This window comes from Paraburkholderia caffeinilytica, assembly GCF_046030355.1.
Lineage (GTDB): Bacteria > Pseudomonadota > Gammaproteobacteria > Burkholderiales > Burkholderiaceae > Paraburkholderia > Paraburkholderia caffeinilytica_B.
Window position 1 is genome coordinate 228,824 of sequence record NZ_JAQQCQ010000011.1, and the last position, 14,600, is coordinate 243,423.

The 14,600-nt window shown below is 57.6% G+C and carries 10 protein-coding genes; 7 read left to right on the top strand and 3 right to left on the bottom strand.

All coding sequences use genetic code 11. The features are described 5' to 3' along the window. Window positions 1-75: 75 nt before the first annotated feature. Both PQQ95_RS18795 and PQQ95_RS18800 read right to left on the bottom strand, forming a co-directional pair. Complete coding sequence (locus PQQ95_RS18795) at window positions 76-1,233, bottom strand: FAD-dependent monooxygenase (RefSeq protein WP_408439062.1); 1,158 nt, start codon at window positions 1,231-1,233, stop codon at window positions 76-78. 275 nt (window positions 1,234-1,508) lie between these two features. After that, window positions 1,509-2,081 (bottom strand): TetR/AcrR family transcriptional regulator, encoded by a 573-nt coding sequence (locus tag PQQ95_RS18800; RefSeq protein WP_408439064.1) that lies wholly within the window; start codon window positions 2,079-2,081, stop codon window positions 1,509-1,511. A gap of 246 nt (window positions 2,082-2,327) precedes the next feature. Here PQQ95_RS18800 and PQQ95_RS18805 point away from each other — a divergent pair, with 246 nt between their 5' ends. From PQQ95_RS18805 to PQQ95_RS18815, 3 genes are read left to right on the top strand one after another with little or no spacing between them, the layout of a single operon-like run. Next, window positions 2,328-3,191, top strand: coding sequence for a dioxygenase family protein (locus PQQ95_RS18805; RefSeq protein ID WP_408439067.1), 864 nt, complete (start codon window positions 2,328-2,330; stop codon window positions 3,189-3,191). 58 nt (window positions 3,192-3,249) lie between these two features. Then, window positions 3,250-3,549 carry a Dabb family protein gene (locus PQQ95_RS18810; protein WP_408439070.1) on the top strand — a complete coding sequence of 100 codons (300 nt, stop codon included), beginning with the start codon at window positions 3,250-3,252 and terminating at the stop codon, window positions 3,547-3,549. A gap of 30 nt (window positions 3,550-3,579) precedes the next feature. Beyond that, window positions 3,580-4,722: an FAD-dependent oxidoreductase gene (locus PQQ95_RS18815; protein ID WP_408439073.1), complete on the top strand. Its 1,143-nt coding sequence runs from the start codon at window positions 3,580-3,582 to the stop codon at window positions 4,720-4,722. A 185-nt stretch (window positions 4,723-4,907) separates the two neighbouring features. On the opposite strand, the gene PQQ95_RS18820 is transcribed toward PQQ95_RS18815, so the two are convergent. Then, on the bottom strand, window positions 4,908-5,960 hold the full coding sequence (locus PQQ95_RS18820; RefSeq protein WP_408439075.1) for a Rieske 2Fe-2S domain-containing protein: 1,053 nt from the start codon (window positions 5,958-5,960) through the stop codon (window positions 4,908-4,910). Window positions 5,961-6,452: 492 nt separating this feature from the next. On the opposite strand from PQQ95_RS18820, the gene PQQ95_RS18825 reads away from it, so the two are divergent. From PQQ95_RS18825 to PQQ95_RS18840, 4 genes are all read left to right on the top strand, one after another. Next, a complete protein-coding gene (locus PQQ95_RS18825; protein WP_408439077.1) occupies window positions 6,453-9,194 on the top strand; it encodes a winged helix-turn-helix domain-containing protein in 2,742 nt (913 codons plus the stop codon). Between the two features lie 431 nt (window positions 9,195-9,625). Then, window positions 9,626-11,071, top strand: coding sequence for an amidohydrolase family protein (locus PQQ95_RS18830; protein ID WP_408439079.1), 1,446 nt, complete (start codon window positions 9,626-9,628; stop codon window positions 11,069-11,071). A gap of 181 nt (window positions 11,072-11,252) precedes the next feature. After that, on the top strand, window positions 11,253-12,635 hold the full coding sequence (locus PQQ95_RS18835; protein WP_408439082.1) for a DUF1329 domain-containing protein: 1,383 nt from the start codon (window positions 11,253-11,255) through the stop codon (window positions 12,633-12,635). Between the two features lie 129 nt (window positions 12,636-12,764). Then, complete coding sequence (locus tag PQQ95_RS18840; RefSeq protein ID WP_408439085.1) at window positions 12,765-14,588, top strand: DUF1302 domain-containing protein; 1,824 nt, start codon at window positions 12,765-12,767, stop codon at window positions 14,586-14,588. Window positions 14,589-14,600: the final 12 nt, after the last annotated feature.

The following is a 14,600-nucleotide window of genomic DNA, read 5'->3' on the forward strand; positions in this document are numbered from 1 at the left end:
CTGGGAGAGGCATACCGTTCCTGTCCCACACAGGTCGAGAAATGCCGCATCGCAGGACTGATCGTTTAGATGTCCCTAAGCGGGCTGATTCAGAAACGCATCAGCTGCTGCCATCTGGCGTGGCAGATCAATCGCCATCTTGATCCGCGCAGCGGCGATGTTGTCGCTAGTGACGGCCATCTCGTCCGCAAGAATCTGGTGCGACGCATCCTGGACGAACTTAGCGCGGGGATAACGACGGCGCATGAACGCGTTCAGTGCGTCGTTGACTGCACGGCCGTGGTCGGCTGTGATTTCTTCGGCCAGCACGACTGCGTCCTCCAGCGCCATCGCAGCGCCTTGTGTGAGGTGTGGTGAGCATGCGTGTGCCGCGTCGCCGCAAATCACGACACGTCCCTTGAACCAGGGAGCGGGCAGCATGCATTCACGCAATGGACTGTAGACGACGGTCGAGTCAGCTTTCAGATGATGGTCCCTGATTTCGCCGATGATGCCGCCGAAGCCCGCAAGACGTTCGTGCAGCATATTCACAAACCTGTTTGGTTCATAGCGCACGTCAGGCTCTGGAGTGACGTTCAGCAGATACATCCAGTCTTTGCTAAGTGGAATAATGCCCGCCTTTGCTCCTGTCGACTGAAAAAGATTGATGCACTTCACGTCATCCGGCCGAGGCGCCAATACGCGCCACACCGCAAAGCCGGTATAGATCGGCTCATATGCGTCGCCGAATAGTCGTTTGCGCATGGCCGAACTGATGCCATCGAATGCGACGATGAGATCGTAATTTTTATGCTGTCCATCGGAAAATGTCGCGTCAACTGATTCGCCATGATCGAGCAGATCCGTGATCGTCTTGCCATAGTGAATGGTGGCACCCGCCTGTTTCGCAGCGCCGATCAGGATGCCATGCAGATCTTTACGCGCGAGCGCGTTGTTCGCGGGAATGCCGTCGCCACCCATGCTGGATGGGCAACGCGCGATCAGATTGCCCTCTTCATCGTTGTATTTCCATTCGTCATACTGGAAACCAACATCGCACACCTGCTCAAGCACACCGATGTTTTTCAGCGCGCGCAATGAGTTCGCCGGCTGATTAATGCCAATGCCAAGAACGCCGGAATCCGGCTGGATTTCTACCACATCAGTTTCGATTCCGCGCTGGGCGAACGCAGCTCCCGCTGCAAGACCTCCGATGCCGCCACCGACCACAAGAATTTTCTTCACTCTGTTCATGACCTTGCCCTCTCCTTTATTCGCTGTACTGCATACAAATCATCGCTCCAACGAGCCCGATTGCGGACACGCGACCAATGAGTTTGCAAAAGTCTAGGAGACTCGGACTCTGACCCACAATCAAACATTTTGTGCTGAATATGCAAAACAGGAATACCAGAAGAGCGAGCTTGCCCAAGTCACGCACTGTTGGTAGCTGCTGCCGGATCATGCGATCCAGTCTTCTGCATCACTGACCATTACCACGCATAACGATCGGTGTAGCGCCGCGAAGGTCACGACTTGTCAAATATTTCCACCAGATCAGCGATCGTCTTTTTGTCGATACGAAGCTCCGAACCGAAGTGATGATTCACAGCACACCCGTCGAACGTCATCACCAGAAACTGCACGAAGCGCTTGCGTCGCGCCGCATCGGCACGCATGTGCGGCATGGCCGATTTGATCAAAAGCTCGATCCGCTGTCTGAGCCAGATGACCAGTCGAGAATCATGCTCGCCCGATCCCGCTGTTGAAATTGCCTGAATGAGGTTGTTGCTAAATCCGTTGTCGGCCGCAGGAAGCTCGCGCAGCAGACCCTCCAGCAGGATATGCAATTGGTCTCGTGGCGCCTCGGCAGCCTTGACGCGGACTTCGAGTTGAGCCACCTGATCCTGCAGCCACATTTCGTAGACGGAAAAAAACACCTCCAGCTTCGAGCTGAAATAAATGTAGATGTTCGCGTTGGAAATGCCGGCACGCCGGGCGATCTGGACCATCGTCGTGTTGATGTAGCCATGCTCTCTCACCAGAGAAAGCGTCGCCTCGAGGATGGCGTTCCTGACATCTTCCTTTTTGACCTGTGCCATGTGTCTCCTATGAGTTCATTACAAGCGTTGTGGTATGCAGCCCCTTCAGCATAGGCCGCTGGGGCTGAAAACGAAATTTGGTTATAGTCGCGTCCGAAAAAGTGATTGTCAGTAGGTATTGACTGACGGCATCACCGAACCTATAAATACCGATCATAAGTCACTTTTAGAAACCCCGCAATTTTGCGGCGTACCAATCGACGCAATTTCGCTCGGACGGCCTTTCCCATCAGGAGTAGACACAGCATGCCTTCCCAAACTTCCGTTCTTTCCGTAGACAATGCTGCTTCGCAGCGTCCCGCAACGGGCGCCGACGGTGCCGTCAACCCGCGTCTCATCCAGGTGTATGACGCCATGCGCGACGCGCTGCGCAAGGTCGTGGTAGAGCAACAGGTCACACACCAGGAATACTGCCTCGGTGTCGAATTCCTCAATCGCGTGGCCGCAGCGGGTGAAATCAACCTGATTTGCGATTTCATCTTTGAGGCCGCGGTGATGGAGGCGCATTTTGCCTCGTCGAAAGGAACGGCTTTTAACGCTGAAGGCCCGTATTACCTGGCCGGTGCGCCGCGCCTGACGGCGCCCTATGTGATGCCGATGAAAGGCGCGGTTATCGGCGATCCACTGGTGTTCTCAGGATCGGTGCGCGACCTGGATGGCAAGCCTTTGCCGGGTGCATTGATCGAATTCTGGCACTCCACGGCCGACGGTCTCTACAGCAACATCGACCCGGAAGTACCGGAGTGGAATTTCCGCGCGCAGTTCGACGCGCTGGAAGACGGTACCTTCGACGTGCGTACCATCTTGCCGTGTCCGTATGAAATTTCGAAAACGGGTCCGGTCGGCGACATGCAAACGGCCATGGGACGGCACAAGTTCCGCCCCGCGCACCTGCATCTGAAGGTGACCTATCCCGGCAAGGAGCCGCTTACCACGCAAATCTATTTCAGCGACGATCCCTATGTCGATTCGGATGCGGCTAATTGCGTGCACAAGAGTCTTGTCGTCCCGCTCGAAGACGTCGCCGATCCGGCGCAGATCGCCAGGTACGGTACAGGGCGGCCCTACGTTCATGCCCATTTCGATTTCATCCTGAGCCCGGCTCTTTGATATTACCTCCCGGTTTCGCACGGGAATGCTCGCATTCACACAACATACTGGATACACCATGATCAAACACATCGCACTGTGGCGCCTCAATCTTGCTAACGGACAAAGCAAGGAGGCGGCCGCCGCCATTATCAATGCCGCCATGCAGGCCCAGCTTGGCAAGATTCCTGGTTTGCTCGAATCCGAGGCTGGACTGAATTTCAAGTCGTCGGAGAAGGCCTTTGATGTGGCGATCTACACCGTCTTTGAAGACCGCGCTGCCCTCGACGCCTATCACCATCACCCGGTTCATCACGAAACGCGGGCGAAAGTGGATGCGCTGGTCGCGGCAAGCTGTTTCGTCGATTACGAATGCTGAGCGCACAGGGTATGGGCGGGAGGGGCGACCATGAAAACAGGTAGCAAACCGCGCGCGGAGATCGCGGGGGCCGGCATCGGCGGCCTGACGGCTGCTGCCGCGCTTGCGCAGCGCGGCTGGCAGGTTCGCGTGCATGAGCGTGCACCGGATCTGCGAGCATTCGGGGCCGGCATCTATATCTGGGGTAACGGTTTGCGGGTTCTGGAAGCGATCGGCGCCTACGACGAGGCGGCGGTGGGGGCACACGTCGGGCAGTGGTTCGAAACGCGCGACCATTGCAACAGGGTCATGGAGCAAATTCCGATCAATTCGAGCGGTGGTGCGCGACTGATCACGATCCTGCGCGAAACGCTGATCCGTTCGCTGACCCATGCGTGTGAACGCGCTGGTGTCGAAATCGTCACGGGTTCGCACGCCGCGTCGGCAAGCGCCGACGGAGAACTGACGCTCGACGACGGAACACGGTTGCAAGCCGATCTGATTGTTGCCTCTGACGGTATCGGCTCGCGCATCCGCGATTCGCTCGATTTGCTGGCCTATCGCGAGCCGCTGCATTACGGTGCGGTGCGGATGCTGATCGAGATGGGGCAGAACGACGTTGCTGCAGAGGATCGGGGGAAGTACATCGAATACTTCTCGGGAACGCGTCGAATCCTCTACACACCCGCCAGCGCGACCGATCTTTACATTGCGCTGTGCTGTGCGGACGACGACCACGCAGCGCGCAGGGTTCCCGTCGACACGACGCTATGGAAAGAGTCGTTTCCGCACCTGGGACATCTGATTGATCGTTTCGCCGATGCCGGGCGCTGGGATTCGTTCGAAGTTGTCAGGTTGCGCCAATGGGCACGTGGCCGCGTGGCGATTATCGGTGACGCCGCCCACGCTATGCCGCCGTATCTCGGGCAGGGCGGCGGCTGTGCGTTGATGAACGCGTTGAGCCTCGCGGTGTTTGCCACGGAGCATCAGAACGACTTGCCTGCGGCCCTCGTGCAGTGGGAAGAGAGGGAGCGTCCCATGACCGAGCACACGCAGCAGACGGCCAGCCTGCTCGGTCACATGAACAATTGGCCGGACGAGTTGCGCTCGGAAGTCATGGTGCTCACCGGGCAATCCGAGTATCTCGCCAATGAGCGGATGAAAACCGCACTGCATGTGCCAACGGGCACTTGATCTGCGGGGCGCTATGCGCTCGTTGTTGTTGTTGTTGTTGTTGTTCGCGCATGGCGTCCCGTCTCAAACGGGACGCCATCTTGTTGATGCAAGCCCTAATCGTGTTCGCCGCGCGACCGGGCGGCGATCAGCGTCACTTTGACCGCGGTGTCCGGAAACAACACTTCAGCGCAGACATGCAACCTTCAATCAGACGTGAGTGCACGCGCTTCGGCTTCTTCTTTGAGAAGCTTGTCCAGCACCCACAACATTCTTCCCGGCCCGGCGTCGAGGGCGACGCTGATTTGCGGAAAATCCGGTTTTTCCTTCATTCTGATGTGCTGCGCCTCCAGAACCGCGGCGTCTTCAATAAACGCGGCCTCAGCGACATCTTTCAGCATTTCGCTCAAGCCTGGAATGTCCTGCTCTCTTCGTGGCCCCCAGCAATAGTAGTAGTCCACCGAGTCCGCGTCGCAAGGCGTCACGTACTGGCATGTAAACGTTTCGAAAAGGAGTTGCTCGCTGGATCCTTCCTGGGCACCCGTGCCCGCGGTAAAGACCTTGTTATGCATGATCCAGTTGCATGGCACGGTGTGCTGGATATCGAAAAAGACATCGACTTTCGCCCCCTCGGGGAACAGATGCGCAACCGCGGCCTGGACCGGTACGGAACGCACCCAGAATTTCGTGTTCAGACCTCGCGAGGTCACCTCGAACTCGGGAGAAAGCGTCGAGTACAAGTGGCTACCGCCGAGTGTTTTTTCGTGCACCCACGCCAGATGGCTGAGATCCGCCAGGTTGGCGATCTCCTCACGATAATTCGCCTTGACGTGCATCTTGCCTGGATGCATGGCCCATTCCGAGTCACGCGTCCCGACTGCGGAGCAAATCAGGCCCGGATCGGCCTTCTCCTGGTCGCCCATCCATATCCAGATACAGTTGTTCTTCTCCACGGCGGGATAGACCCGGACGCAGGCGGATTGCGGAATCCTGCTTTGACCCGGCACCTCGATACACTTGCCATCAGGCGCAAATTTCAAACCGTGATACATGCAGCGGAGCGATTCGCCTTCTTTCCGTCCAAGCGAGAGCGCTGCCTGACGATGCGGGCATCGATCTTCCATCGCGACGATTGCCCCATCAGGTTTTCTGTAGAGAAGTACTCTCTCCCCGGCAATGTTCCTGGGCACGATCGCCTCCTTGCCCTGCGTCACTTCGAAATCCCATCCAGCGTGATACCAGCAGTTCTTGAGAAACATCGCAGTCAACTCCTTTGTCGGAATAATTTTTTCCCCGTCGGGCGCGGTATCCTGTTGACGATGCGCCACGCATGCGTTGCGTTGGCTACTCGAAAGGATGGCGGCGCGGTCGGGAATCGTTCAGGAACACCAATCTTTTTTGAGGTCGTCAATACGGCTAGCCTTCGCGTCATGGTGTTCGCTGCATCGATTATTGCGGGTCGAAAGAGCGGCGGCACCGGCCGAATAGGTTGGCCGGGATTCGTGCTAACCCTTATTCGCAACGGGGCGAACATGAAGGCAAAGACACGGGGATTGCATGGGAAAAACGTCTTTGCGGGATTGCACCGATGGTGGCGCGAACGTTGTCGAGCGGACGATATGCGAAGGTGCCGGTTCAAAGGCGTGCCGTATTGGCTACAGAAAGCTGCAACGAGAAATAGATTGTGCTGAGACCCTTCCCGATGAAGGGCAGCATTTCCCGCAACCATTCATAGAGACTGCGTACATAGCGTGAATTCCAGTCATCTCTGGACCAAACTGGTTCCGCCGAGTACATCCGGCCTGTTGCTGCCGCGTGACCATCTCGCCGGCAAGCTTGCCAACATCGAGAAAAAGCGGCTGACGTTGGTCACCGCGCCGGCGGGCTATGGAAAGACCAGCGTTCTGGTATCCGCATTCAACAAGCTCAAGGCCGACGGCAAGAACCCGGGCTGGATAAGCCTTGATCACGATGACAATGATCTCGGCCGCTTCCTGTCGTATTGGTGCTCGGCCGCGGACCTCGAGCATCCGCATGCGGGGCAAAGTGCGTCGGTGCCGTTGAGCGCGGGCGTGCGCGCGCCGCTCCGCCTGCTGACATCTGAATTCATCAACAGCCTGCACGCTCTTGAACGCCCGTCATTCATTTTTCTGGACGACTATCACCTGGTTTCCGAACCCGCGATACTTGCACTGGTGAACGAGGTTTTGCGTTTGCCACTGGATTTTCTCCATCTCGTCATCGCTACTCGAGATTCGAAGAGTCTGAGCCTGGGCCGGCTTCGCGTGCATGACCAGCTTCAGACCATCAACGCGCAGGAATTGGGTTTGTCGATCCGCGAAACCAGAGAACTCTTTTTACGCGTAAGCCGCATCGAGGTGCTGCCGGAGCATATCGGCCGGATACGCGAGAAGACGGAAGGGTGGGCTACCGGCGTACAGCTTGCGGCGATCGCGATGCGTGATCGCGAAAACGGTGCGCAGTTTATCGAGACGTTCTCTGGTGAGCATGGCAGCGTTGCCGATTTTCTCGCCGACGAGGTATTTCGCCTGCAACCGGTGGAAATCCAGGATTTTCTGCTAGCTACCTCGATACTCACACGTTTTAACGCATCGCTTTCCGAAGCCGTGAGTGCGAAGTCCAATGCCGGCGATATTCTCAAGAAACTGGAGAATGCCAATCTCTTCATTTTCTGCCTGGATGAAGAGAGAAACTGGTATCGCTATCACCACCTGTTTCAGGAGTTTCTCAGGAAGAAACTACGGGAGGAGTTCGCGAGCCTTCAGCCCGTTCTGCATGAGCGGGCCAGTGCCTGGTTTGCCGGGCACGGATTCGGCGTCGAATCAATCGAACATGCCCTTTCCGCCGGTAAAGTGCTGCAGGCTGCGCAACTGCTGAACCTGAACAGCCACAATCTCATCTCCAGCGGCCGTACGGCGGAATTGATGTCGTTTGCGTCGCGGCTGCCCGCGGAACTTCTGGACCAGATGCCAGGTGCGCTACTTGATCAGGCATGGCAACTGATGGCGTGCTGGCGATTCAAGGAGACACGGGTCTCGCTGGATCGGGTCGGTAAAGTCATCGAGCAACGGGCTGAAACAACGACAACCGATGCGCAGCGGCAGGAACTGAGTTTTCTCCGAAGCAAATTGTCTCATCGCGAATTGGTCCTCTCGGTTACGCGAGACGACTTGGCGGCGACTCTCCAAATGGCAACTGAGTGGCTCGTTGCGGACCGGACCAACGAGCCTGTCATGCGTGCAACGGCCAGTTCGATTGCATTGCAGGCGCGTCGCGAGTTCTATCGCTGTGAGGGAATTGCTGCCTCATCGAAAGCATTGCGCGAACTGTTCGTCGAGGGGGGCGGATATTTCACTATTGTTTATCACGAGTGCGTCAGCGGTGCGACGTTTTTTGCGCGGGGAGATATCGACACCGCGGAGCAGCACTATCGCGGTGCGCAGAAGACAGCGATCGAGATTCACGGTGAGCACTCGGCACTCAGCAGTTTTCCTTCGGCGATGCTAGCCGAACTCCTGTATGAAAGGAACAACCTTGCGGAAGCCGCACAACTGCTTCGAACACACCCGATGTCGGCGGAATTCGGCCTGGTCGACAAGCTGATTGCCGGCTTTATTACGCGCGCGCGACTTGCGTCGCTAAGAGGCTGTCTCGAAGAGGCTGAAAGCGCGCTGGACGACGCATCATACTTCGCTGCGGAATACGAATTCGATAGGCTTCACGCGCACGTGCTGAACGAGCGCGTGCGAATGCTGATTGCGCATGGTGAGGCGAGGCTCGTCGGCAAACTGCTCTCGGAACCAAGATACCAGGCGCTTCTTCCCGTTGAAGTTTCACCGAAGGAGGGTGTCACGACCACCAACGAGCTTTTCGCCATGGCTCACGCCAGAGCATGGATGGCTGCCGGCAGAGCCAGCGAGGCGGTCGCCCTTCTAAGGCAATGGGTTGGTTTTTGCAAAGTTCGCCACTGCCTTCGCTCGGCGATCCGGCTATCGATGCTTCTCGCCAGCGGTTATCTGAGCGATGGCAACCGACTGGCCGCACGCAGAACACTGATGGACGCATTGAAGATGGGTGAGGGCAGGGGCTTTGTAAGATCTTATCTCGACGAGAACGAGGAGGTCGTCAATACACTGTCCGAACTTGGCGCATTACCGGAATCGCAGCAGCCATTCGACCGCCGCCATTTGAATGAGATTCTTACTGCCGCCAAGCCGGCTGCACTATCCGGCGGGAGCGCCCACGTTGAACCTCCCGCAACGGGTTCCGCAATCAGGACCCAGCTGTCAGACCGGGAACTCCAGATCATTCGACTCGCTGCGCAAGGGCTGCCTAATCTGGATATCGCCGGATCGATGTGTCTGGCCGAGAGTACCGTCAAGTGGTACTGGCAAAGGATATTCGACAAGCTGGATGTTCGGCGGCGATCGGACGCGGTAAAGCAGGCGCGTCAGCTTCACTGGATTAAATGATCTTGCATGGCATGACTTATCGTGTAGCGGCCGCGCACCCTTGAAATACTTCTAACGCGCTCTTCAGTCACCTCATCGTTCCACCTGCAACGCGACCTTCTCACCACAAGGATTAAGTCCTTGTCGGTGTAACTCCGCCGTGTTGGAACGTCCTTTCCGTTGCGTCCGGAGAATCGTCATCGTGTTGGAGCGCGCGACCGTCGATAGGGTTAGCACGGATCGCTGCCAACCTATTTGGCGGGTGACGCGTTATTTCCGACCCGCAACAATTCGATCACTGCAATTCATGCGGTTCGCGTCACCGGGGCGTCGCACCAATGCGCCGGACCGACATGTTCCATGTCTCTATCGATTCACCGAGAGGCCGCGTAAGGAAGCAGATCGGCACCGATTCTGCCGATACTTATTGTCAACATTGAGGGGATGATTTCATGAGCGAAAACAAGATACTGGTAACCGGTGGCTATGTGATCAGTATGGACGATCAGTATGGCGACGTGCCAGATGGTGCGGTTCTGCTGGAAGGTGATCGTGTGGCCGCTGTGGGTAAGGCGAAAGAGTTCGCGGGTGTCGATGCGCAAGTTATCGATGCCAAAGGCGGAATTATTTTGCCGGGCATGGTCGATAGTCATCGGCACACGTGGATGGCCTTGCTTCGGGCAATTTCCGCCGATATGTCGCTGCCGGAATTTCTGGCATCCACGTTCTATGGCATCGGTTCGATTCTTCAACCCGAGGATCTCGGCGCGGCGACGCTGGTTGGCGCGCTGGAAGCGTTGGACTCGGGCGTGACGAGCATCATGGACTGCTGCGATTGCGTGAATAGTCCCGAGCATGCGATCGCGGCCGTCGAATCCTTGAAGGAGTCTGGAATCCGGGGCGTTTATGCCTATGGCCTGCAAGCGTTCGATTATCAGCCGCCTGGGTTTACCGGACACCGTCATCGCCTCGATACGGCCGAGTCGCTGTACCTGCGCTATTTTTCGGGCAAGAACGACCTGATGCGAATGGGGATGCTCCTTAGCGATTTCGGCACGATCCCGTTCGCCGACACCGCTGCGGAAATCCGCCTCGCGAAGGATCTCGGCATCCTGGTCGCGTCGCACACCGGCGCTGCATCGAATTCGATCCTGCTCAAGGGGTTGCGTGAACTGAACGATCACGGCTTGTTGTTGCCTGGTCACCTGCATATTCACTGCACGGCGCTAACCGGGCCGGAGTGGAAGCTACTGGCGGAAACGGGGGCGAAGGTAACCATCGCCCCTGAAACGGAGATGCAGATGGGCATGGGGCGGCCGCCGTTTCGCGCCTGCCTCGATCACGGCATCATGCCGGCGTTCAGCACCGACATCGTTTGCGTCGGCTCAGGCGATCTCTTTTCGCAAATGCGGCTCGGTTTGCAGTTTCAGCGCTGCATGGATAACGAGCACATTCACCACACCGGCGTCATGCCGCAGACGATCGATCTGAGCGTGCGACATGCGCTGACATGGGCAACCCACGGGAGCGCCGCGGCGATCGGTCTCGGCGACCAGATTGGCTCGCTTACGCCCGGCAAGAAGGCCGATCTCATCATCCTGTCTCATCCCCGGGCGATGGTGCCATCGAGTTATCCCGCGGGCTCCGCCGTCCTTCAGACTACCGCTTCAGATGTGGACACCGTTATCGTCAACGGAAAACTCCGTAAGCGCCACGGCCAATTGCTGGACGTGGATCTGGACGCCATTCGGGTTCGGGCGCGTCAGGGACTGGAACGTATCCAGGTCGCGGCGACGGCCGTGGCAGATCGATCGCCCGAGGAAGTCGCCAAATGGTTTGGACATGCCGAGCGTATGGCAAGCGTCAATTTCGCGTCTGCTTATTCGAAAGAGCTGTGACGGGGCCTGAGGCGGGATAACGCCACGGAGAGCAACTCGTTTGATTCGGGTGGTTCATACCGGATGCACTGCGATGTGGCTCTCCGTCGTGCCCGCATTTTCCGAAAGTAGAAGATGTCCTGATAAAAATTCGGATAACTATATAAACGAAATGGAATATTTCCATGTCGAGGAGGGGAACATGAAAGCCTGCCAGTCAGCAGCTCTAGTCGTTGCTTTGGGATGTCTCGTAACCAATGTCTGGTCCGTCACACCAGAAGATCTTGCCCGGCTGGGCAAAGACCTGACCCCCGTGGGGGCGGAAAAGGCCGGCAACAAAGATGGCACGATCCCGGCGTTTTCCGGCAGCGAGCCGGCACCGGCGGGCTGGGTGTGGGGAAAGCCGAGAGGAGACTATTGGAAGTACAAGTCGGAGAAGCCGCTCTATGTGATCGACGCATCCAACGTCGACAAGTATGCGGACAAGCTGACAGTCGGACAGATTCAGATGCTGAAGCAGGTCAAGGGCTACACGATGCCGGTTTATCCGTCCCACCGCGAATGCGGACTTCCCGACTTCGTGATCCAGAATACGAAAGAAGGGGCGACGAGCGCTTCGATCGGCAAGGACGGCTGGTCGCTGGAAAATGCGACGTTACCCGGCGTGCCATTTCCGCTTCCGAAGGCAGGCATCGAGGTCATGTGGAACTGGCTCATGCGATACCAGAGCGCGGGGATCGATGAGCAGGATAGCTACGAATATGTTTCCCCTCGCCCCGGCGGCGGTAATCCTATCGTCGTGCGAGCGAAGCAGATTTACTACTTCCCGTGGGCCAAAAAGGGCAAGCACGGACCGCAGGACGCCGGCGGCCTGCAGACCGGGAATTACTACGGCTACACCGATCCGGCCGCACTCGCGGGGCAGGGGATTATCCAGCGTTACTACTTCAACAAGGACGCGGATTCGTTCTATTACTTCACCGGGCAGCGCCGTGTTCGCCGCTTGCCGAGCTATACCTATGACTCCCCTTTGATCGGTTACGAGAATCAGTATCCGGCCGATTCAGGATGGGTTTTCCTGGGAAATCCGGATCGCTTCGACTGGAAACTGGTGGGCAAGAAAGAAATCTACATCCCGTACAACAGTTTTGCCATGCAGAACTTCGACACCAAACTCTCCGACGCAACCGGGCCGAACTCGATCAACCCGTCGATGCGCCGTTACGAGTTGCATCGCGTGTGGGAGATCGAGGGGACAGTGAAGTCGGGTGTGCGTCACTCGACACCGAAGAAAACCCTCTATGTCGACGAGGATAGCTGGCTCGTTGCGGTGGGCGACGACTACGACGCCCAGGGACGAATCTGGAAAGAAAAGGAAAACTTTATCGCGCCAGAGTGGGAGATTGGTGCATGCGTACCGGTGGCGGACGTATTCAACGATCTGATCAGTGGGCGCTATCTGCTTGATCAGACTGTCGTGGGAACGGGCAAGGACATGAAGTTCTTCCCGCCTGGAAGTGACGACCCACGCCTGACCGATGGCTATTTCACCGGTGAAAACCTGGGGACCATCAGCGAGCGCTGATTCGTCTCATCGAACTGTCCACTGGCTGTCAGCGTCCGCGTCGTCGCTCGCGAGTGACGACGCGTGGCGTATTGCACGCCGCGGCCAGCCAGGCGACGCGCGCCACAATCGTTTGATCGCAGGGTGACCATGAGCAAGAAAATAATTCCATTGTTCGGAGCCGCACTATGCAGTGTTGTCGCCGCTCCGCTCGCGCAGGCCTACGAGTTCAATACCGGACTCGCCGATCTTCAGGGTTCCTGGGTGTCCAATCTCACGGCGGGCGGCGGGATTCGAACCAAATCGCCGAACTGCTCGTTGACGGGCGACCCGAATGCAAACGGCTGCGGTGCAGCCGCCAATGTTGCCCAGTGGGGCGCCGGCGACGCGGGTGATCTCAACTACCGCAAGGGGCAACCGTTCAGTACCTATATCAGCGCAACGAGCGAACTGTTGCTGACCATGCCCAGCGAAGGTTACAAGTTCATGATTCGCGGCACGGGAATGTACGACTTTCTCGCGGGCGACACGGAACGAACACCGCTTTCGAGTACAGCGCGGGCGCAGGTGGTGTACAACACGCAACTGCTCGACCTGTGGGCCGAAAAGGACTTCTCGATCGCCGGCGCGGCCGCGCGTGTCCGGCTGGGTAATCAGGTGATCAATTGGGGCGAAAGCTATTTCGCCTCGGGCGGTATCAACGCAACCAATTCGCTGGACATCCAGAAGTTGTTGATACCGGGCACGCAGCTCAAGCAGGCATTGCTGCCCGCGCCCATGCTGAGTTTCGCGACCGGTTTACCGGCCGGTTTCAGTACCGAAGGCTACTACCAGTTTCAGTGGAACGGGAACCGTTATCCGCCGGTTGGAACCTACTGGTCGGTTAGTAATTCGTTTGGGCGCGGTACCGGGCCCTACACAATCAACACGAACAATTTCAACGTCAACGGTGTCGGTGCGGGGACGATTGCCGGTCCGAACGCGGGTAACGCCGATACGCTGTCGGCGGTCAATACCGGTCTCGTGAATGGGCAGTACGCGGGGCCGCCGTTCAACTCGCTTGGCGTGCCCGTATCGGATCAATTGCCGTCGAAGTACAAGCCGCAGTTCGGGATCAAGCTCAACTACAAGCCGAAGAACATCGACGCGTCGTTTGCGTTTTATTACGAGAACTACACCGACAAGTCGCCGGTGCTTGCGACATTGCCGAACGGTTCGAATCAGTGGTCGTATCTCGGGAACCGGCAGTTGTTCGGCGTCAGTTCCAACTTCGCGCTGGGCGATTGGGCAATCGGCACCGAGCTATCGTACCGTCCGAAAGACGCCGTTGCGCTGACGAGTTGCTTCGCGGCCGGCGGGCCACCCGATCTCAATACCGGGGGTGTTGGCGGAGTGGATTGCCAGCAATGGATCGACAGAAAGAAGATCCAGTATGACATCAATGGCCAATTGAGCCTCACCCAGAGCGAGTATCCGTTCCTGAAGCTGATCCATGCGGACATGGCGGTGCTGACCGCCGAGTTGACATGGATCTACTATCCGGGCCTCAGTTCGAACGGTGTCACGCGGACCGTCGACGGCACGACGGTTACACAGTTGCCGGCCGCCGGCTATTACCCGTGGTTGAACAACAGTTCCGGCCTGGGTTATCCCATTCTCGCGGCGCAAGGTACGGCAAGTTCGGTTGGCGCGACCGTCGACTTCAACTGGACCTATGACGGCACCCTCATTCCAGGGTGGCAGGTCACACCAGGCGTGACGTTCTCGGACGCGCTGTACGGGTACACGCCGAACTTCTCGGCCAACTACATGCAGGGGGCCAAGTCGTTAAACGTCTATGTGCTGTTCAACCAGAATCCGGCTGTCTGGCAGGCAGGCATCAACTTTACTGCGTTCTTCGGTGGTCATGACACGGTTGGGCAACCGTATGCGGACCGCAATTTCGTGGGTGTTTTCGCGACACGCAATTTCTGACCCCGACCTGAC

What these genes read in the sequence shown, in the direction of transcription:
- PQQ95_RS18840 (WP_408439085.1), top strand. Translation starts at nt 12,765, where the DNA reads ATGAGCAAGAAAATAATTCCATTGTTCGGAGCCGCACTATGCAGTGTT.
- PQQ95_RS18835 (WP_408439082.1), top strand. Translation starts at nt 11,253, where the DNA reads ATGAAAGCCTGCCAGTCAGCAGCTCTAGTCGTTGCTTTGGGATGTCTC.
- PQQ95_RS18805 (WP_408439067.1), top strand. Translation starts at nt 2,328, where the DNA reads ATGCCTTCCCAAACTTCCGTTCTTTCCGTAGACAATGCTGCTTCGCAG.
- PQQ95_RS18795 (WP_408439062.1), bottom strand. Translation starts at nt 1,233, where the DNA reads ATGAACAGAGTGAAGAAAATTCTTGTGGTCGGTGGCGGCATCGGAGGT.
- PQQ95_RS18800 (WP_408439064.1), bottom strand. Translation starts at nt 2,081, where the DNA reads ATGGCACAGGTCAAAAAGGAAGATGTCAGGAACGCCATCCTCGAGGCG.
- PQQ95_RS18830 (WP_408439079.1), top strand. Translation starts at nt 9,626, where the DNA reads ATGAGCGAAAACAAGATACTGGTAACCGGTGGCTATGTGATCAGTATG.
- PQQ95_RS18820 (WP_408439075.1), bottom strand. Translation starts at nt 5,960, where the DNA reads ATGTTTCTCAAGAACTGCTGGTATCACGCTGGATGGGATTTCGAAGTG.
- PQQ95_RS18810 (WP_408439070.1), top strand. Translation starts at nt 3,250, where the DNA reads ATGATCAAACACATCGCACTGTGGCGCCTCAATCTTGCTAACGGACAA.
- PQQ95_RS18815 (WP_408439073.1), top strand. Translation starts at nt 3,580, where the DNA reads ATGAAAACAGGTAGCAAACCGCGCGCGGAGATCGCGGGGGCCGGCATC.